An 18,621-nucleotide genomic window follows, 5' to 3' on the forward strand; every position below is an offset into this window, starting at 1 on the left:
CATTCACCGTCATCGCCGCCGAAACAGCCGCGCCCCGCGTCAGCGATCCGCGTCGAGTGTTTCGAGGTCGTCCTCGTCCAGGTCGGTGTCGAGTTCGTCCTCGATGTCGTCCTCGGAGTCGTCCTCGGAGTCGTCCTCGAGGTCCCGCTCGGCTTCTTCCTCGGCGTCCTCGACGTCCTCGTCGTCCAGGTCGTCGTCGAACACCGTGCTGACGTCGAAGCGGCAGATCACCCGCTGCGGATCGACCCCCTCGAAGGGTGCCTCCAGCCACTCCCCGGGGTCGGACTGGTCGTCCGCGGCGGTCACCCAGAGCGTGGAGTCACCCTCCTCCAGGCCGAACTCCTTGTGCCGGGAGGCGATCTCGTCCGGTTCGAACTCGCCGAACAGGATGCCCAGCGCCCCGTGCACCGTGCCGGAGGCGTCCGCGTCCGCGCCGTCGTCGAAGTCCGCCGCCTCGACCCGCTGGGCCTGCGCCAGCAGGCGCTGCGGTTCCGCCACGGAGTAGTCGCGGCGGATCAGCACGCTCAGCGCGTTCGGTTCCTCGGGGCCCGTGTACGGCGGCAGCGCGTCCTCCGTACCGGGGATCTCGAAGGGTGTGACCTCGTCGTAGCGGTCGTAGAGCAGCTCGTCGTAGGCCTCGGCGGCCGCGGCCAGCTGGTTGAACGCGTCGTAGACGGCCGGGTCGTCCTCACCCGACCGGCCTTCGACCGCGGCCAGGTGGCGGTCGAGCGCGGTCTTGACCGCCTCGGCGGCGGCGCGTACCTCGGCAGCGGTGGGCTGCACAGCATCAGACATAGTGCAGACGCTATCCGTACCGGGCCCCAGCCCGCACAATAGATGCGATGCCGGAATACGAATTTGTCGACGTGTACGTGCCGCGCGGGGTCTCCCGCAAGGACGCCACACGCCTGCTGACGGACCATGCCGAGTACGGACACTGGGAGTTGGACCGCCTGAGCCTGCTGCGGGACGGCAGCCGCCGGGTGCGGTTGCGCCGCCGGATCATCCGACAGGTGCGGGCAACATGGTGAGCTGAGGCGGACAGGAAACACACGGAGCGGGCCCCGCCGAGGCGGGCCCCGCCGAGGCGGGGCCCGCTCCGTTCGTACCGGCAGTCAGGGCCTCCTACAGCGACGGCCGTGCCTTGCGGTACAGCACCGCTCCGGCCAGCAGCGCCCCCGCGCCGACCGGCAGGACCAGACCCAGCGGCAGGTCACTGCCGGTCTGGGCGAGCTCGGCGTCACCCCGGGGCTGGGTGACGAAGTGGGCACCCGGCTGGTTCGGGTTCGAGGAGCCGCCGCCCGGAGTCTCGCCGCCCGTGCTGGGCGGCGTGCTCGGGGAACCGGGGTGGGTCGGCTCCCCCGGGTTGCCCGGGTTACCGGGATTTCCGGGGTTCCCAGGATTACCCGGGTTACCGGGGTTTCCGGGGTTGCCCGGATTCCCGGGCTCTCCAGGATTGCCCGGGTTACCAGGGTTCCCCGGATTACCGGGGTTCCCGGGATTGCCCGGCTCCTGCGGCGACCCCGGCGGGTTGTGGGCCCCGCCGCCATTGCCGCAGTCGTTGCCGGTGCTGGGGTTGCCGATGCCGATGATGTCGACGCTGTTGCCACACACGTTGACCGGCACATGCACCGGCGCCTCGACGTGGTTGCCGGAGCCGACGCCGGGCGAGTCACTGGCGTGGCCGTCGGCCGACGCGCCCCCACCACCGTGGGAGCCGCCGCCCGTGTTGGCGCAGCTGTTGCCGATCGCCGGGTTGAGCACCCCGACGACGTTGACGGTGTTGCCGCAGACGTTGACCGGCACGTGCACCGGAGCCTGCACCGTGTTGCCCGAGAGCACGCCGGGCGAGTTCACGCTGGAGCCGTGCGCCCCCGCGCCGGTCGCGTGGGCCGTGCCGCCCGCGGCGGCGATGACGCCGGTCGCGGCCGCCACGGTCATCAAGCCCTTGCGGGTGACCTGTCGCATTTGCTGATTACCTGCCTTCGACGTTGTTCCGAAAGGAGGACGTCGGCAATTGCGCCGACGTCCCGAAAGGCCGGTCGGCCCCGGAGCGCATGGCACGCACTCCGGGGCCGACGGGCTCAGCCCCGATTCACGGGGCGAGGCACAACGTCACTTGTTGATGCAGGTGTTGCCGAAGGCGGGGTTCAGCAGCCCGATCACCGAGATCGTGTTGCCGCAGACGTTCACGGGGACGTGAATCGGCGCCTGAACAACGTTGCCGGACAGGATGCCCGGGGAGTGCACCGCAGCACCCTGGGCACCGGAGTCGGCGACGGCCAGGCCCGCACCCGCGAGAACCAGCCCACCAGTGGCAGCCGCAGCGGCGACGACCTTCTTGATCATTATTCCTCCTTGTTGGCAATGCGATCACAAGTAGCTGATCGCATCACCTGTAACGAGGAGGAACTAATAGGGCTACGACCCTATGAGCGTGTTCACTCTCCCCAGTCACGGCCAGTACGTCTGGTCGATTACGGAAGTGTTGTTCCGGTCGGCGGTCAGGACGCGTCGATGAAGCGGTCGAGCACCCGGACCCCGAATTTCAGGCCTTCCACCGGCACCCGCTCGTCGACGCCGTGGAACATGCCCGCGAAGTCCAGCTCCGGCGGCAGCTTCAACGGGGCGAAGCCGAAGCCACGGATGCCGAGGTCGTCGAACGACTTGGCGTCCGTGCCGCCGGAGAGCATGTAGGGGATGGCCTTGGCGGCCGGGTCCTCGGCGACGAGTGCGGACTGCATGGCGTCCACGAGCGCCCCGTCGAAGCTCGTCTCGACGGCCTTGTCGGCGTGCACGTCCTCGCGCCTGACCTTGGGCCCGAGGATCTTGTCGAGGTCGGCGAGGAACTCCTCCTCGAACCCGGGCAGGAAGCGCCCGTCGACATGCGCGGTGGCCTCACCCGGGATGACGTTGACCTTGTAGCCCGCGCCGAGCTGCGTGGGGTTGGCCGTGTTGCTGAGGGTCGCGCCGATGAGCTTGGCGATGCCGCCGAGCTTGGCGAGGGTGCCCTCCATGTTCTCCGGGTCGAGCTCGGTGCCGAGGGCGTCGCCCAGTTCGTCGAGGAAGGCCCGGGTGGTCTTGGTGACCCGCACCGGGAACTTGTGCCGGCCGAGCCGCGCGACCGCCTCCGACAGCTCGGTGATGGCGTTGTCCCGGTGGATCATCGAACCGTGCCCGGCGGTGCCGGCCACGGTCAGCTTCATCCAGTGCATGCCCTTCTCGGCCGTCTGGATCAGATAGAGCCGCCGCTGCTCGCTCACCGTGAACGAGAACCCGCCCACCTCGCTGATCGCCTCGGTGACGCCCTCGAAGAGGTCCGGGTGCTTGTCGACGAGGAACCGGGCGCCGAACTTGCCGCCGGCCTCCTCGTCCGCAAGGAACGCGAGGACGATGTCGCGCGGGGGCCTGCGGCCGCTGCGCAACCGGTCGCGGACGACCGCCAGGGTCATCGCGTCCATGTCCTTCATGTCGACGGCCCCACGGCCCCACACGCACCCGTCGGTGACCTCGCCGGAGAAGGGGTGGTGGGTCCAGTCGTCCGCGTTGGCCGGTACGACGTCGGTGTGGCCGTGGATGAGCAGCGCGGGCCTGGAGGGGTCCTCGCCCTGGATGCGGGCCACCGTGGAGGCCCGCCCGGGGTGCGACTCGAAGATCTGCGGTTCGAGGCCCACCTCGGCAAGCTTCTCGGCGACGTACTCCGCCGCCCTCCGCTCACCGGGACCCGAGTGGTCGCCGTAGTTGCTGGTGTCGATCTGGATCAGCTCGCGGCAGAGGTCAACGACCTCGTCCTCGCCGGTGACGCCCCTGGCCGTGTCCGTCTCGCTCACGCTGCTTCCTTCCGCGCGGTCCCTGCTGGTGGTCCCCCTCATACTCCCCCTCCCCGGGGCCCCGCCCAAGGGCGGCCGCGGCCCGTCACACGCCGTTCACGGCGCGACGGGGGGTGATCGGGGCACCCTTCGAAGCCTGGTAATGTTTCCTGTGTCGCCGCGGGGGAAACCCCGCACGACAGACACCTTGTCCGGGTGGCGGAATGGCAGACGCGCTAGCTTGAGGTGCTAGTGCCCTTTATCGGGCGTGGGGGTTCAAGTCCCCCCTCGGACACCAGCTGAAACCCCTGCTAAGCAGGGGTTTCTTGCTTTTCCGGGGTCCCGGGGGCGCTTCTACGGCCGTCGGCCGCCAGCAGGGCGATCACCACGAGTACGGCGAGCAGGATGACCACCAGGACCAGGATCGTCACCGGCGTGGGGTTGTTCCACAGCGCGAAGATCAGCACGATCAGCAGCACCACGCCGATCGTGAGCCACCTGCGGTGGGACTCGGTCCAGGTCCCGGCCCGGCCCGTGGTGACGCCGTGCGAGCCCGCCCACCGGGCCGTGGAGTCGGCGCTGCGCTCGGCCCGGCCGCGTACCGCGCGCGGCAGCCGCCCGGGGCCGACGAGGTAGGCGCCCAGCGCGACGACCACACCGAGCACGATCACCGTGCGCAGCGTGACCCGCAGGAAGCGCAGGAGGGTGTCGAAGAGCGTGGCCGCCGCCGGCTCGGACAGGACGGTGGGCGGGAGATGGTCCAGGTAGTAGCGGCGGGCGATGACGAGGCCGATGGCCACGATCAGACAGCCCAGGGCCGCTCCCAGGGCCGCCTTCGCCAGCGCGCGGCGGCGACGGCGGGCGAGCAGGACGCCGGCCGCCCCGAGCACCACGGTGATCACCGGCATCCAGTAGCCGGCCAGGTCCAGCGCGTGTGCCGCGTCCTGGAACTGGTCGAGCTGATCGGACTTGAACAGCACCACCTGCTTGTCGACGTTCGGGATCTTGGACGCCACCCCCACGCCGGCGCTCTCCAGTTCCTTCCTGACGGTGTCCACGGCGGTGCCGACGTCGAGGGTCACGGTGCCCTCCTCGACGCCGACCGCCCCGCGTCCCTTGCCCGTCAGGGCGTGCACCAGGGTCGAGTGGGCGGTGCGGTTCGCCGTGACCCACAGCGTCTCGAACCTGTCGCTCTCCACGAGGCGGGTCGCCACGCGCTCGGCCGCGGCGTTGGTGGCCGCGTCCACCTGGGGGGCCAGTGCCTTGACCGCGTTGGCCGCCCGCGGCGCCAGGCCCTGTGACTCCAGCCAGGCCGCGATGTCGGCGGTCACCTGCTTGCCGTTCACGCGGACGTCCACCGCGTCGACGAGCCGGTGGCGTACGGCGTCCTCGATCGCGCGGTCGGTGGCGAGCGGCTTCATCGTCTTGACGTAGCGGTCGGTGTCGAGGGCGATGTCGTGCACCCACACCGTGATCACGGTGACGGGGACCAGGACGCACGCGAGGACGATCAGCACCGCCGAGGCCGTGCTGCGCAGCACCCGGCCCGCACGACCACCCTGTGGGTTCGACATTCGTCCTCCGGCATCGGGACACCGTCCGCGGCACGTCGCGGCACGTGTCCATTCCCGCCGAGAACAGGGTTCGCGGCATCCCGGAATGGGCCATCCGGACGCCGTGTCGACCCCGCTGGTCACGCATTGTGTGGGCGATGTCTCGTTCGGTCGAAGATCACCAGGTCAGTGGCCGTCCGCCGCGTCGCCGAGGAGCCCGAACGGGTGCCCTGAGTGGCTGTGAACCTGCCCCGAACCTAGCGTCGTACTAAAATTTTCGGTTTGTACCTGACTGGAGCCGGACAACCCCAGGCAAACCTGCGGGCCCGCCAGCGCCCCGGAGATATCCGGGATCGAGACGCGAGGACCGGATGGCAGCGATTCACGAGAGCGATGCTCTCGGCCTGCTCGACGACGAGCTCCGCGAGAAGTTCGGCGACACCGCCCGTTTCTCCGGTGGCTCCGCGGCCTCCCCACGCACCCTCGTCGACATCTTCGACGCGTCGGTGCGGTCCTACCCGGACGAGCCGGCCCTGGACGACGGCACGACCAGCCTGACCTACCGGGCGCTGGCCGTCGAGGTGGAGCGGCTGCGGCGCGCGCTCGGCGCGGCCGGGGTCGGGCTCGGCGACCGGGTGGGCGTGCGCGTACCGTCCGGCACCAATGACCTGTACGTCGCAATCCTCGCCGTTCTCGCGGCCGGCGCCGCCTATGTCCCCGTCGACGCCGAGGACCCGGACGAGCGGGCCGAGCTGGTGTTCGGGGAGGCGGACGTACGGGCCGTCGTGGGGGCCGGGCACGAGCTGACCGTCACCGGCCGCAGCGAGGTTCCCGCCGGCCGCCCCGGCGTGGAGCACGACGCCTGGATCATCTTCACCTCCGGCTCCACCGGGAAGCCGAAGGGCGTCGCCGTCTCGCACCGCAGTGCCGCCGCGTTCGTGGACGCCGAGGCCGCGCTGTTCCTCACCGAGGAGCCGATCGGGCCCGGTGACCGGGTCATGGCGGGTCTCTCGGTCGCGTTCGACGCGTCCTGCGAGGAGATGTGGCTGGCCTGGCGTTACGGCGCCTGTCTGGTGCCGGTGCCGCGCTCGCAGGTCAGGAGCGGCGCCGATCTCGGGCCGTGGCTGGTCGAGCAGGAGATCACGGTCGTGTCGACCGTGCCTACGCTCGCCGCGCTCTGGGAGGTCGAGGCCCTCGGCGACGTTCGTCTGCTGATCTTCGGCGGTGAGGCCTGCCCGCCCGAGCTGGTGCAGCGGCTGGTGACCGAGGGGCGCGAGGTCTGGAACACCTACGGGCCCACCGAGGCGACCGTGGTGGCCTGTGCGTCGCTGATGAGCGGTGAGGAGCCGATCCGGATCGGGCTGCCGCTGAACGGCTGGGAGCTGGCCGTCGTCGACGAGGCCGGCGAGCCCGTGCCGATGGGCGCCAGCGGGCAGCTGGTGATCGGCGGGGTCGGTCTGGCCCGGTATCTCGACGCGGAGAAGGACGCGGAGAAGTACGCGCCGCTGGAGTCCCTGGGCTGGGAGCGGGCGTACCGCAGTGGTGACCTCGTCAAGGCGGAGCCGGAGGGGCTGGTCTTCCTCGGCCGGGCCGACGAACAGATCAAGCTCGGCGGGCGGCGGATCGAGCTCGGTGAGGTCGATGCCGCGCTGCAGGCGCTGCCCGGGGTGGCCGGTGCGGCCGCCGCGGTGCGCAGCGCGCGCAGCGGCAACCAACTCCTCGTCGGGTACGTCGTCACGCAGGACGGCTGGGACCAGGCGGCGGCCGTGGAGAAGCTGCGGGCCGAGCTGCCCGCCGCGCTCGTGCCGCTGCTCGCGCCGGTCGACGACCTGCCGACCCGTACCTCGGGCAAGGTCGATCGCAACGCGCTGCCCTGGCCGCTGGAGGGACTGGAGTCCTCCGGCCCGGCCGAGCACCTGTACGGCACCGAGGCGTGGCTGGCCGAGCAGTGGACCGAGGTGCTCGGCATCCCGGTCACCAGCGCCTCCGACGACTTCTTCGCGATCGGCGGCGGCAGCCTGGCCGCCGCACAGCTGACGACGCGGCTGCGCACCCGCTATCCGAGCGCGGCCGTCCTGGACATCTACCAGCAGCCGGTGCTGCGCAAGCTGGCCCGCCACCTGGAGAAGTCCGCGCAGGACGACGGGTCGGAGCGGATCGTCGCGCCGGTGCCCCGGCGTGCGCAGCTGGTCCAGCTCCTGCTGCTCGTGCCGCTGTTCACGCTGCTCGGCCTGCGCTGGACGGTCGTACTGGCCGCGCTCGGCAATCTGCTGCCGGCCTACGGCTGGCTGCCGACGGCACCTTGGTGGCTGCTCGCGGCCGGCGCGGTGGCTCTGTTCAGCCCGCCAGGGCGGCTCGCGCTCGCCGCCGGTGGTGCGCGGCTGCTACTCAAGGACGTGAAGCCGGGCCGGTACCCGCGTGGTGGCCGTGTGCATCTGCGGCTGTGGACGGCCGAGCGGCTGGCCGAGTTCAGCGGGGCGACCTCGCTGACCGGGGCCTGGCTGGAGCGGTATGCGCGGGCACTGGGCGCCAAGGTCGGGCCCGAGGTGGACCTGCACTCGCTGCCGCCGGTCACCGGGCTGCTCAAGCTGGGGCGCGGTGCGGCGGTCGAGTCCGAGGTGGACCTGTCCGGGTACTGGCTGGACGGGGACCGGCTGGAGATCGGCACGGTCAGGGTCGGCGCGCACGCCGTCGTCGGCACCCGCAGCATGATCTTCCCGGGCGCCCGCGTCGGCAAGCGGGCCGAGGTGGCCCCCGGCTCCGCGGTCACCGGGCAGATCCCGACCGGCCAGCGCTGGGCGGGCGCGCCCGCGGTCAAGCTCGGCAAGGCCAAGCGCAACTGGCCCAAGGAGCGGCCGCGCCGGGGGACGTACTGGCGGGTGATGTACGGCATCACGGGCTTCGCGCTCAACGCGCTGCCGGTGCTGGCGGGAGCCGCCGCGTTCCTGGTGGCCCGGGTGTTCTTCACGCCGGACGCGCCGCTGACGGGCGCCGCGCTGGCCCTCGTACCGGCGACGCTGACCTTCGGGGCGGCGTACGCGCTGCTGATCCTGATCGCCGTACGGCTGCTCAGCCTCGGCCTGCGTGAGGGCACGCATCCCACGCACAGCCGCATCGGCTGGCAGGCGTGGACCGTGACGCAGCTGATGGACCGCGCGCGCGACACCCTGTTCCCGCTGTACGCCGGGCTGGTCACGCCGGTGTGGCTGCGGCTGCTCGGGATGCGTATCGGGCGGGGCGCCGAGGTGTCCACCGTGCTGGCGCTGCCGAGCCTGACGACGGTCGGTGAGGGCGCGTTCCTGGCCGACGACACGCTGACCGCGCCGTACGAGCTCGGTGGCGGCTGGATGCGGATCGGGCGCGCGGAGATCGGGCGGCGGGCCTTCCTCGGGAACTCGGGGATGACCGCGCCCGGGCGGAGCGTGCCGGACGGCGGGCTGGTCGGTGTGCTGTCGGCGACGCCGAAGAAGGCCAAGAAGGGCACGTCGTATCTGGGGCTGCCGCCGATGAAGCTGCCGCGCAGCGCGGCCGACGGCGATCAGAGCCTGACGTACGACCCGCCGGCCCGGCTGCTGTGGGCGCGCGCTCTGGTGGAGCTGTGCCGGATCGTGCCGGTGTTCTGCTCGGCGGGGCTGGCGGTGCTGACGGTCGCGGCGCTGTGTGCGCTGGGCGTCTGGGCGCCGCTGCTCTCGGGGCTGGTGCTGCTCGGCGCCGGGGCCGTGGCGGGGCTCGTGTCGATCGTGGCGAAGTGGCTGCTCGTGGGGCGGCATCACAGCGGGGAGCATCCGCTGTGGTCCTCCTTCGTGTGGCGCAACGAACTGGCCGACACCTTCGTCGAGGTGCTCGCCGTGCCGTGGTTGGCGGGCTCGGTGCCGGGTACGCCGGTGCTGACGGCGTGGCTGCGGGGGCTCGGTGCGCGGATCGGCAAGGGCGTGTGGGTGGAGAGCTACTGGCTGCCGGAGACGGATCTGGTGACCCTTGAGGACGCCACCACCGTGAACCGGGGCTGTGTGCTCCAGACGCACCTCTTCCACGACCGGATCTTGCGGACGGATACTGTGGTCCTCCGTGAGGGCGCGACGCTGGGTCCTGGCGGGATCGTCCTTCCCGGCAGCGCGATCGGGGCCCGCACGACACTGGGTCCCGCGTCGCTCGTGATGGCGGCGGAGTCGGTCCCCGACGACACCCGTTGGCTCGGTAATCCGATCGAAGCATGGCGTCCCTGAGCGCGGCCCACTCGGGGCCGGTAAGCAGTGGGCCGGCACGGAGTGGCAGCAGTACGGCGCAGGGAGCACAGACGGCAGTGGCAGTTCAGCAGACGGCGGGCGCGGACCCGTACTTCCCGGAGCACGGCGACGCCCGCTACCGGGTGCACCGGTACGAGCTCGCGCTGGACTACCGCCCGGGCCCGAACCGGCTGTCGGGGACGGCCCGGATCAACGCGATCGCGGGGCGCTCCCCGCTGCCCGAGTTCGTGCTGAACCTGTCCGACTTCAAGATCGGGCGGGTCCGGGTGGACGGGCGCCAGCCGCACTACACGCACCGCGGTGGCAGGCTGCGGGTCCGTCCCGCCAAGCCGATCCGCGCCGGGGCGGCCTTCACGGTCGAGGTGCACTGGTCGGGCAACCCCAAGCCGGTGAACAGTCCCTGGGGCGGGCTCGGTTGGGAGGAGCTGGAGGACGGGGCGCTGGTGGCGAGCCAGCCGATCGGGGCGCCCTCGTGGTACCCGTGCAACGACCGGCCCGCCGACAAGGCGTCGTACCAGATCTCGATCACCACGCCGTCGGCGTACGCCGTGGTGGCGGGCGGGCGCCTGCTGACCCGGACGACGAAGGCGAGCACGACCACCTGGGTCTACGAGCAGGCGGCGCCGACGTCCAGCTATCTGGTCGGCCTGTCGATCGGCAAGTACCAGACGGTGCTGCTGGGCGACCCGGGCCTCGGCGGGGTGCCGCAGCACGGGCACATCCCGGCGCAGCTGCTGGCCGACTTCTCGCGGGACTTCGCGCGCCAGCCGCAGATGATGGACGTCTTCCAGGAGCTGTTCGGGCCCTACCCCTTCGACGAGTACGCGGTCGTGGTGACCGAGGAGGAACTCGATGTGCCCGTCGAGGCACAGGGGTTGTCGCTGTTCGGCGCCAATCACGTGGACGGGGCGCGGGGTTCGGAGCGGCTGGTGGCGCACGAGCTGGCGCACCAGTGGTTCGGCAACAGCGTGTCCATCGCGGACTGGCGGCACATATGGCTGAACGAGGGGCTCGCGAAGTACGCGGAGTGGCTGTGGTCGGAGCGCTCGGGCGGGCGGACCGCGCAGCAACTCGCGTCCGCCGCGCACCGGTTGCTGTCGACGATGCCGCAGGATCTGCGGCTGGCGGACCCGGGCCGCAAGGCCATGTTCGACGACCGGCTGTACGAGCGCGGCGGGCTGACCCTGCATGCGGTGCGCTGCGCGCTGGGCGACATCGCCTTCTTCCGCATGCTGCGCAGCTGGGGGCAGCTGCATCGGGGCGGCACGGTGACGACGGCGGCGTTCACCTCGCACGTGGCCCGCTTCGCGACCGAGCCGGTGGACGAGCTGTTCCAGGCGTGGGTGCACGAGGCGGCGCTGCCGGCGCTGCCGGGGGCCCAGACGTGGGCGGCGGGCTAGCACCATGGCGGCCATGACCACGCGTTCCTGCCCGTGCGGGCTGCCCGAGCCCTACGACGAGTGCTGCGGCCGGCGCCACTCGGGTGCCGCCGCCGCGCCCACCGCCGAGGCACTCATGCGGTCGCGCTACAGCGCCTTCGTCAAGAGCGATGTGGCGTACCTGCTGCGGACCTGGCATCCGCGGACGCGGCCCGCGCAGCTGGAGCTCGATCCGGCGATGCGGTGGACCGGCCTGGAGATCCTGGACACGACGGACGGGTCGGCGTTCCACACCACCGGGACCGTGACCTTCCGCGCCTCGTACCGGGGCGGCTCGCTGCATGAGCGCAGCCGGTTCGAGCGGGTCGACGGGGCCTGGGTGTACGTGGACGGGGAGTTCCAGAGCTAGCGCGGCTACGGCGCCAGAATGTCCAGTTCCTGAAGCGCGCCGACCGTGATCTCGCGGGTGAGGTGCTCCGCTCGCGTCGCGTCGCCCGCGCGGATCGCCTCGGCGACCTGGACGTGGAGGGTGACCGCGGCGGGGTCGGGGTCCTCGAACATGACCTCGTGGTGGGTGCGGCCCGCGAGGACCTCGGCGACGACGTCGCCCAAGCGCGCGAACATCTCGTTGCCGGAGGCCTTGAGGACGACGCGGTGGAAGGCGACGTCGTGGACGAGGTAGCCCTCCAGCTGGTGGCCGCGTGAGTGGGCGACCATGCCGAGGGCGCACTCGGTGAGTTCGGCGCACTGGTCGGCGGTGGCGTGCTTCGCCGCGAGGCCGGCGGCGGCCGGTTCGATCGCCGAGCGCAGGACCGTGAGCGAGCGCAGTTGGTGGGGGCGGTCGGCGCCGGCCAGTCGCCAGCGGATGACCTGGGGGTCGTAGACGTTCCACTCGGACTTCGGACGGACCGTCACACCGACGCGGCGGCGGGACTCGACCAGGTACATGGACTCCAGGACCCGGACCGCCTCGCGCATCACCGAGCGGGACACCTCGAAGCGCTGCGCCAGTTCGTCGGTGCGCAGGACGCTGCCGGGCGGATACTCGCCGGCGGTGATCGCGGGGCCGAGTATTTCCAGTACATGGCCGTGCAGACCCCGGCCCGGAGTGGTCATGCACTCAGCGTACGCGGTGGATCACGATCTCAAAAAGTCAGACTTATACATCACACACTCTTGAATTCGTCGTACCTAATGCGTTTCAGTGGCGTCGACATCACGTGTCGACGAGGACAGCAGACAGTGAGGCAGCGATGAGTACCCCCCATGTCGTCGTGGTCATGGGCGTCGCGGGCACCGGCAAGACCACCATCGGTCCCCTGCTCGCGGCCCGGCTCGGCGTTCCCTACGCCGAGGGCGACGACTTCCACCCGCAGGCCAACATCGCCAAGATGTCGGCCGGCGTCCCGCTCGACGACGACGACAGGTGGCCCTGGCTCGACGCCATCGGCGCCTGGGCGCACGGACGGGCCGGGCTCGGCGGGGTGGTCAGCTGCTCGGCGCTGAAGCGGTCGTACCGGGACCGGCTGCGGGCCGAGGCGCCCGGGGTCGTGTTCGTGCACCTGAGCGGTGACCGGGCCCTCATCGAGGACCGGATGGCGCACCGGCAGGGGCACTTCATGCCGACCGCGCTGCTGGACTCGCAGTTCGCCACGCTCCAGCCGCTCCGGGCCGACGAGGCCGGGGTCGCGGTGGATGTCGCCGGCAGCCCCGAGGAGATCACCGAACGGGCCGTCGAAGCGCTGAACGGGCTTCCCGAGTCAGGCGCGTAGCACCCGCACCACCGCCGCCCCCCACGGCAGTACCCCTCCCCCAACCCCCGTATCTGCAAGGGAACCCCCGTGACCAGACTCAGCGTCGAGATGCTGGCAGCGGACACCGTCGAGCCCATCACCTCGGCCGGCCACGCTCAGCTTGGTATCGCCGTCCTGGCGGGCATCGCCGTCATCGTCCTGCTCATCACCAAGTTCAAGCTCCACGCGTTCCTGTCGCTGACCCTCGGCTCGCTGGTGCTCGGCGCGCTCGCCGGGGCACCGCTCGACAAGGTCATCGCCAGTTTCACCACCGGGCTCGGCACCACCGTGGCCGGTGTGGGCGTGCTGATCGCGCTCGGCGCGATCCTCGGCAAGATGCTCGCCGACTCCGGCGGCGCCGACCAGATCGTCGACACCATCCTCGCCAAGGCGAGCGGGCGTTCGATGCCCTGGGCGATGGTGCTGATCGCCTCGGTGATCGGACTGCCGCTGTTCTTCGAGGTCGGCGTCGTGCTGCTGATCCCGGTCGTGCTCATGGTCGCCAAGCGCGGCAACTACTCGCTGATGCGCATCGGCATCCCGGCCCTCGCCGGTCTGTCCGTGATGCACGGCCTGGTCCCGCCGCACCCCGGTCCGCTGGTCGCGATCGACGCGGTCGGCGCCAACCTGGGCGTGACGCTGGCGCTCGGCGTCCTCATCGCGATACCGACGGTGATCATCGCCGGCCCGGTGTTCTCGCGGTACGCCGCCCGTTGGGTGGACGTCCCGGCCCCGGACCGGATGCTGCAATCAACTGGGGGTTCCCCCCAGACCCCCGCGCAGCGCGCCTCGGAGGACCTGAAGAAGCTCCCGGGCTTCGGCGCCACGCTGGCCACCATCCTCCTCCCCGTCGTCCTGATGCTCTCCAAGGCGCTCGTCGACATCGTCATCGACGACCCGGAGAACACCGTGCAGCGTGTGTTCGACGTCGTCGGCTCGCCGCTGATCGCGCTGCTGGCCGCCGTGCTCGTCGGCATCTTCACGCTTCTGCGGCCCGCCGGGTTCGGCAAGGAGCGCCTGACGCCGCTGGTCGAGAAGGGCCTCGCCCCCATCGCGGGCATCCTGCTCATCGTGGGCGCGGGCGGCGGCTTCAAGCAGACGCTGATCGACACCGGTGTGGGTCAGATGGTCCTGGACATCTCCGAGGACTGGTCGATCCCGGCGCTGCTGCTGGCCTGGCTGATCGCGGTCGCGATCCGGCTGGCGACGGGTTCGGCGACGGTGGCCACGGTCTCCGCGGCCGGTCTGGTCGCCCCCCTCGCGGCCGACATGTCGACGACCCACGCGGCCCTGCTCGTCCTCGCCATCGGCGCCGGCTCGCTGTTCTTCAGCCATGTCAACGACGCCGGATTCTGGCTGGTGAAGGAGTACTTCGGACTGAGCGTGGGCCAGACCGTCAAGACCTGGTCCGTCATGGAGACGATCATCTCCGTGGTCGCCGGTGGTCTGGTCCTGCTGCTCTCGCTGGTCATTTAGGGGTACGAACATGAGTCACCCGCTCTTCGACATCAGCGGCCGCACGGCCCTGGTCACCGGCTCCAGCCGGGGCATCGGCCTCGCGCTCGCCCGCGGTCTGGCCGAGGCCGGCTGCACGGTGGTCCTCAACGGGCGCAGCGGCGAACGCCTCACCGAGGCCGCCGCCGAACTGCCCGGCGACCGGATCCACACGGCCGTGTTCGACGTGACCGACGGCCCGTCGGTGGCCGCCGGGATCGCGGATGTCGAGGAGCGGGTGGGCCCGCTCGACATCCTGGTCAACAACGCGGGGATGCAACTGCGCGCACCCCTGCTGGAGTTCACCGACGCGGACTGGCACCGCATCCTGAACACCAACCTCACCAGCGCGTTCCTGGTGGGCCGTGAAGCCGCCCGGCGGATGACGGAACGCGGCCACGGAAAGATCGTCAACATCTGCTCGCTGCAGAGCGAGGTGGTCCGCCCGGGCATCGCGCCGTACGCCGCCACCAAGGGCGCACTGAAGATGCTCACCAAGGGCATGTGCGCCGACTGGGGCCCGTACGGCGTCCAGGTCAACGGCCTCGGCCCCGGCTACATCGAGACCGAACTGACCGGGCCGCTCGTCGCGGACGAGGAGTTCAGCGCGTGGGTGCGGCGGCGCACCCCGGCCGGACGCTGGGGCCGTACCGAGGACCTGGTGGGCGGTGTGCTGTTCCTCGCCTCTCCTGCCGCGGACTTCATCAGCGGACAGGTGCTCTACGTCGACGGCGGCATGACCAGCGTGCTGTGAAGGAGGCCCGAGGGATGCTCGGTTGTGTGATCCACGGTCAGGGCGACCTGCGGGTCGAGGAACTGCCGGCCGGGGAACCCGGCCCCGGGCAGGCGCTGGTGGCCGTCCGGTACGGCGGGGTCTGCGGCTCCGACCTGCACTACTGGCGCCACGGCGGCGTCGGCGACTTCCGCCTCAAGGAGCCGATGCTGCTCGGGCACGAGGTGGTCGGGACGGTCGTCTCCTACGGTGACGGGGCGTCCGGTCCCCTCGCCGGTACGGCCGTCGCCGTTCACCCCGCCACGCCCTGCGGCCGCTGCCCGGAGTGCGCGGACGGGCGGCGCAACGTCTGCCGCGACACCCGCTACCTCGGCAGCGCGGCCCGCTTCCCCCATGTGCAGGGCGCCTTCGCGGCTCGGGTGGCCGTCCCCGCCGACCAGTTGCGGGCGCTCCCGGCCGGCCTCGACCTGCGGCGGGCGGCGCTCGCCGAGCCGCTGTCCGTCGCACTGCACGCGGTGCGGCGGGCCGGGGAGGTGGCCGGGAGGCATGTCCTGGTCACCGGTGCCGGGCCCATCGGCTGTCTGGTGGTCGCGGCGGCGAAGGCGGCCGGCGCGGCCCGTGTGACGGTGACGGACCTGCTGCCGGCCGCCCTGCGGTACGCGCGGATCGCCGGCGCCGACACCGTCGTACGGGCCGACGAGCCGGACGATGCCGGGTGGCCCTCCGAGGTGGACGTGGCCATCGAGGCGTCCGGGGTCGCCGCGGGCCTGGACACCTGTCTGCGGCTCGTGCGGCGCGGCGGCGTCGTGGTGCAGCTGGGGATGCTGCCACCGGGGCAGAGTCCCTTTGCGGGGAACCTCGTCGTGAGCCGGGAGATCGAGTTGCGGGGGGCGTTCCGTTTCGACGGGGAGTTCGACGCGGCGCTGGAACTGCTCGCGGCGCAGGGCTCGTTCGACGGGTTGGTGAGCGCGGTGGTGCCGGTGCTGGAGGCCCAGGCGGCCTTCGAACTGGCCGCGGACCGGAGCCGCTCGTGCAAGGTGCTGCTGGACTTCCAGGAATGAAGGAATGACGGTCGGGCAACGCCCTTGGGTTCCCATCAGGGCGCGGCGGGCCCGATGATGTGGACACCCTCGGAGGCCTTTCAACCGTCGAGGGCGAGAAACATCGGGGGGCGTCATGACGGTTTCCCTCGGGATGCGCATCTCGGGGCTGCTCGTCGTAGGGGCGGTGGCGGTGGCCGCCGCGGCCTTCACCGGCGACGGGCGTGGCCCGGCGGACGGCAGGGGCGGCGAGGGCACGATCGTCACCGCCGAGCCCTCGGCCGGCGTCCGCAAGCCGTCGCCCGGACCGCCCGGTTCCGGCCCCGAGGTGCTGCAGAAGCCCGACGGGCATGTGAGCGTGCCGGTGCCCACGGCCGCTCCCGGCCTGCCGCGGAGCTCCGCGGCGAGCCCCACCGCGAGCCCCTCCCCCAGTCCCTCCGTGAGCCGGCGGATCCTGGAGGTCCCGGCCTGGCTCCCGCCCGGCCCCGAATCGCCGAACGCCGACGGCGTCCCGGATCCGGCGAGCGTGTACGACCTGCTCCGTGACCCCGCCGAGTGCCGGACCGCGCTGAGCGTGATCCCCGGCTCGTCGGCCGACGGCGACTGGACGCTGCTGCGCGCCCTGGCCACCGCGTGTCTCGCCGTCCAGGGCGAGGGCGGAAGCTGGGAGCGGGCGGCCCCGGCGGTGAAGTCCGACTCCTGCAAGAGCCGTGCCGCGTACGCCGTTCTGGGCGGGCTCCTCGACTTCCACCGACGGCATCCGGAGGCGACCGTCCGGCTGAAGCCCTCGTCGAACGGCACCCCGGCGTGCGGCTACCGGATCGCCGGGGTGGACACGGGAGGCGACGGCGAGGCGAAGCCCGGTGAGGTGATCGGGATCGAGCTGGCGGACCCGTACTTCGACCCCGCCGAACTCCTGCGGAGCGAGGCCGTGAGCGTCGGCGGACAGCAGTTCCTGAAGCCGGAGTCGAGCGACCGGGCGACGGTGTCCGTCGTCGTACCCGCTCTGGAGCCGGGGCCGGTGGACGTGGCCGTACGGTACGGCGGACCCGATGTGACTGTACGGCTGCCGGGCGCCTTCACGGTCGTGGCCCCCGACGTGGTCCCCGCTCCCAGTGCGGGGAACGGGACAGCGGGCGACACCACGCCACCGCTGAGTGGACTGCTGCCGCCCCTCACCGCCTCAGGGCTTCCACAGCCGATGCTCCCGCTCGGCCCACTCCCGGCTCACGAGTCCGGTGCGCATGCCCCGGCGGGCCTCCGGATCGCCCAGAGCCATGCCGATGTGGCCGGCCAGGACGATGCCGAGGGTCAGGGCCAGCCAGTCGTGGACGAAGGTCGCGCTGGTGCGCCACTGAATCGGCGTGAGATGCGTGAACCACATGATGAGGCCGGTGCCGAGCATCACCAGCGTCGCGCCGGCGATCCAGGCGGCGTAGATCTTCTGCCCGGCGTTGAACTTGCCCGCCGGACGGGACGAGTACCGCTTGTCGCGACGCAGGGCGGCGCGCAGCCAGACGCGGTCGTGCGAGCCGAAGCGGTTGAGGAAGCCCAGGTCGGCGCGGAACAGCCGGGAGGCGAGCCCGGCCAGGACGGGCACGGGCAGGGCCAGGCCGGCCCACTCGTGGACACGGACCACCAGCTCGCGGCGGCCGACGAGTTCGGCGAACTGCGGGATGTACAGGCAGGCCGCCGTCACCACGCACACGCCCATCAGCACGGCCGTCGTACGGTGCACCCAGCGCGTGGCTCCGCCGAAGCGCCGGACGCCGGTGGCCGCGCCGGGGGCGTCAAGTCGTAGGCTCATCGTCGCGTCCGTTCGAGCGGCCGACCCACGCGTCGACGTCGTAGCCCCGTTCCTCCCAGTAGCCCGGCTTCACGTCCTCGGTGACGGTGATGCCGGAGAGCCACTTGGCGGACTTGTAGAAGTACATGGGGGCCACATAGAGGCGGGCCGGGCCGCCGTGGGCGTGACCCAGGTCCTTGTCCTGCATGCGCAGGGCGACCAGGACGTCCGCTCGGCGGGCCTGGTCGAGGGTGAGGCTCTCGCTGTACGCGCCGTCGAAGCAGGTGAAGCGGACCGCTCCGGCCCCCTCGCGCACTCCCGCGGCGTCCAGGAGCCGGGACAGGCGCACCCCCTCGAAGGGCGTGCCGGGCACCCGCCAGCCGGTGACGCACTGGACGTCGCGCACCAGCCGGGTCTGCGGCAGGGCGCGCAGGTCGGCCAGTGTGTAGGACCCGGGGCGGTCGACCAGGCCGTCGACGGTGAGGCGGTAGGTGGTGGCGTTCTTGCGGGGTACGGAGGAGGTCACCGAGTAGTAGCGGAAGCCGCCGCCGTTGGGCAGCAGTTCGCTGAGGCCGGTGGGGTCCTTGTCGGAGGCGCTCGCGAGGAACGACTCCAGGCCGCGCTGGAGAGTGGGCGCGGTGACGACGCCGAGGGCGCCCAGGCCGAGGGTGCCGAGCAGGACACGGCGGCCGATGGGTTTGCCCTTCTGCTCGCCCTGTTCCTCGTCCTGCGCTTCGGGCTGTTCGGGGTTCACCTACTCATTCGAACACCCGCGACCCCGGCGGGA

16 protein-coding genes and 1 tRNA gene are annotated in these 18,621 nt (G+C 71.6%); 9 read left to right on the forward strand and 8 right to left on the reverse strand.

Annotated elements, in window-relative coordinates; translation table 11 throughout:
* Positions 1–39: 39 nt before the first annotated feature.
* On the reverse strand, positions 40–795 hold the full coding sequence (locus OG254_RS10445; RefSeq protein WP_405579814.1) for a hypothetical protein: 756 nt from the start codon (positions 793–795) through the stop codon (positions 40–42).
* Between the two features lie 47 nt (positions 796–842).
* Here OG254_RS10445 and OG254_RS10450 point away from each other — a divergent pair, with 47 nt between their 5' ends.
* The gene (locus OG254_RS10450; RefSeq protein ID WP_005485166.1) at positions 843–1,031 is read left to right on the forward strand and encodes a DUF5703 family protein; all 189 of its coding nucleotides are present in this window, start codon (positions 843–845) and stop codon (positions 1,029–1,031) included.
* 94 nt (positions 1,032–1,125) lie between these two features.
* Here OG254_RS10450 and OG254_RS10455 read toward each other — a convergent pair whose 3' ends face one another.
* The 3 genes from OG254_RS10455 to OG254_RS10465 form a co-directional block, all read right to left on the reverse strand.
* Positions 1,126–1,968, reverse strand: coding sequence for a chaplin (locus tag OG254_RS10455; RefSeq protein ID WP_405579818.1), 843 nt, complete (start codon positions 1,966–1,968; stop codon positions 1,126–1,128).
* A 147-nt stretch (positions 1,969–2,115) separates the two neighbouring features.
* Positions 2,116–2,349 carry a chaplin ChpH gene (chpH, locus tag OG254_RS10460; protein WP_147996994.1) on the reverse strand — a complete coding sequence of 78 codons (234 nt, stop codon included), beginning with the start codon at positions 2,347–2,349 and terminating at the stop codon, positions 2,116–2,118.
* Positions 2,350–2,504: 155 nt separating this feature from the next.
* Positions 2,505–3,830 (reverse strand): M20/M25/M40 family metallo-hydrolase, encoded by a 1,326-nt coding sequence (locus tag OG254_RS10465; RefSeq protein WP_405579821.1) that lies wholly within the window; start codon positions 3,828–3,830, stop codon positions 2,505–2,507.
* 189 nt (positions 3,831–4,019) lie between these two features.
* Here OG254_RS10465 and OG254_RS10470 point away from each other — a divergent pair.
* Positions 4,020–4,107 (forward strand) — tRNA-Leu (locus tag OG254_RS10470).
* A 13-nt stretch (positions 4,108–4,120) separates the two neighbouring features.
* Here OG254_RS10470 and OG254_RS10475 read toward each other — a convergent pair.
* Positions 4,121–5,383, reverse strand: a complete 1,263-nt coding sequence (locus tag OG254_RS10475; protein ID WP_405579823.1) for a hypothetical protein — start codon at positions 5,381–5,383, stop codon at positions 4,121–4,123.
* A 350-nt stretch (positions 5,384–5,733) separates the two neighbouring features.
* Here OG254_RS10475 and OG254_RS10480 point away from each other — a divergent pair, with 350 nt between their 5' ends.
* The 3 genes from OG254_RS10480 (at position 5,734) to OG254_RS10490 (ending at position 11,397) form a co-directional block, all read left to right on the forward strand.
* The gene (locus tag OG254_RS10480; protein ID WP_405579826.1) at positions 5,734–9,588 is read left to right on the forward strand and encodes a Pls/PosA family non-ribosomal peptide synthetase; all 3,855 of its coding nucleotides are present in this window, start codon (positions 5,734–5,736) and stop codon (positions 9,586–9,588) included.
* A gap of 77 nt (positions 9,589–9,665) precedes the next feature.
* Positions 9,666–11,009 (forward strand): M1 family metallopeptidase, encoded by a 1,344-nt coding sequence (locus tag OG254_RS10485; RefSeq protein ID WP_405579829.1) that lies wholly within the window; start codon positions 9,666–9,668, stop codon positions 11,007–11,009.
* 13 nt (positions 11,010–11,022) lie between these two features.
* Complete coding sequence (locus tag OG254_RS10490) at positions 11,023–11,397, forward strand: YchJ family protein (RefSeq protein WP_405579832.1); 375 nt, start codon at positions 11,023–11,025, stop codon at positions 11,395–11,397.
* Positions 11,398–11,402: 5 nt separating this feature from the next.
* Here OG254_RS10490 and OG254_RS10495 read toward each other — a convergent pair whose 3' ends face one another.
* Positions 11,403–12,104, reverse strand: a complete 702-nt coding sequence (locus tag OG254_RS10495) for a FadR/GntR family transcriptional regulator (protein WP_405579835.1) — start codon at positions 12,102–12,104, stop codon at positions 11,403–11,405.
* A 137-nt stretch (positions 12,105–12,241) separates the two neighbouring features.
* Between OG254_RS10495 and OG254_RS10500 the strand changes: the two genes are divergently transcribed.
* The 4 genes from OG254_RS10500 (at position 12,242) to OG254_RS10515 (ending at position 16,069) form a co-directional block, all read left to right on the forward strand.
* Positions 12,242–12,760 (forward strand): gluconokinase, encoded by a 519-nt coding sequence (locus OG254_RS10500; RefSeq protein WP_351198438.1) that lies wholly within the window; start codon positions 12,242–12,244, stop codon positions 12,758–12,760.
* Between the two features lie 69 nt (positions 12,761–12,829).
* Entirely contained in the window at positions 12,830–14,257 is a 1,428-nt protein-coding gene (locus OG254_RS10505; protein ID WP_405579838.1) for a GntP family permease, read from the forward strand.
* Between the two features lie 10 nt (positions 14,258–14,267).
* Positions 14,268–15,029 carry an SDR family oxidoreductase gene (locus OG254_RS10510; RefSeq protein ID WP_351198442.1) on the forward strand — a complete coding sequence of 254 codons (762 nt, stop codon included), beginning with the start codon at positions 14,268–14,270 and terminating at the stop codon, positions 15,027–15,029.
* A gap of 14 nt (positions 15,030–15,043) precedes the next feature.
* Positions 15,044–16,069, forward strand: coding sequence for an L-idonate 5-dehydrogenase (locus OG254_RS10515; RefSeq protein WP_405579841.1), 1,026 nt, complete (start codon positions 15,044–15,046; stop codon positions 16,067–16,069).
* Between the two features lie 1,162 nt (positions 16,070–17,231).
* On the opposite strand, the gene OG254_RS10520 is transcribed toward OG254_RS10515, so the two are convergent.
* Positions 17,232–17,855, reverse strand: a complete 624-nt coding sequence (locus OG254_RS10520; RefSeq protein ID WP_405579844.1) for a cytochrome b/b6 domain-containing protein — start codon at positions 17,853–17,855, stop codon at positions 17,232–17,234.
* Positions 17,839–18,588, reverse strand: coding sequence for a molybdopterin-dependent oxidoreductase (locus tag OG254_RS10525; protein ID WP_405579846.1), 750 nt, complete (start codon positions 18,586–18,588; stop codon positions 17,839–17,841). Before OG254_RS10525 ends, OG254_RS10520 begins: the two co-directional genes overlap by 17 nt.
* Positions 18,589–18,621: the final 33 nt, after the last annotated feature.

It is taken from the genome of Streptomyces sp. NBC_01092, assembly GCF_045039535.1.
GTDB lineage: Bacteria > Actinomycetota > Actinomycetes > Streptomycetales > Streptomycetaceae > Streptomyces.

Excerpts from the sequence above, each read along its gene's own strand:
- OG254_RS10445 (WP_405579814.1), bottom strand. The coding sequence starts at position 795 with ATGTCTGATGCTGTGCAGCCCACCGCTGCCGAGGTACGCGCCGCCGCC.
- OG254_RS10450 (WP_005485166.1), top strand. The coding sequence starts at position 843 with ATGCCGGAATACGAATTTGTCGACGTGTACGTGCCGCGCGGGGTCTCC.
- OG254_RS10455 (WP_405579818.1), bottom strand. The coding sequence starts at position 1,968 with ATGCGACAGGTCACCCGCAAGGGCTTGATGACCGTGGCGGCCGCGACC.
- chpH (WP_147996994.1), bottom strand. The coding sequence starts at position 2,349 with ATGATCAAGAAGGTCGTCGCCGCTGCGGCTGCCACTGGTGGGCTGGTT.
- OG254_RS10475 (WP_405579823.1), bottom strand. The coding sequence starts at position 5,383 with ATGTCGAACCCACAGGGTGGTCGTGCGGGCCGGGTGCTGCGCAGCACG.
- OG254_RS10480 (WP_405579826.1), top strand. The coding sequence starts at position 5,734 with ATGGCAGCGATTCACGAGAGCGATGCTCTCGGCCTGCTCGACGACGAG.
- OG254_RS10490 (WP_405579832.1), top strand. The coding sequence starts at position 11,023 with ATGACCACGCGTTCCTGCCCGTGCGGGCTGCCCGAGCCCTACGACGAG.
- OG254_RS10495 (WP_405579835.1), bottom strand. The coding sequence starts at position 12,104 with ATGACCACTCCGGGCCGGGGTCTGCACGGCCATGTACTGGAAATACTC.
- OG254_RS10500 (WP_351198438.1), top strand. The coding sequence starts at position 12,242 with ATGAGTACCCCCCATGTCGTCGTGGTCATGGGCGTCGCGGGCACCGGC.
- OG254_RS10510 (WP_351198442.1), top strand. The coding sequence starts at position 14,268 with ATGAGTCACCCGCTCTTCGACATCAGCGGCCGCACGGCCCTGGTCACC.
- OG254_RS10515 (WP_405579841.1), top strand. The coding sequence starts at position 15,044 with ATGCTCGGTTGTGTGATCCACGGTCAGGGCGACCTGCGGGTCGAGGAA.
- OG254_RS10520 (WP_405579844.1), bottom strand. The coding sequence starts at position 17,855 with ATGAGCCTACGACTTGACGCCCCCGGCGCGGCCACCGGCGTCCGGCGC.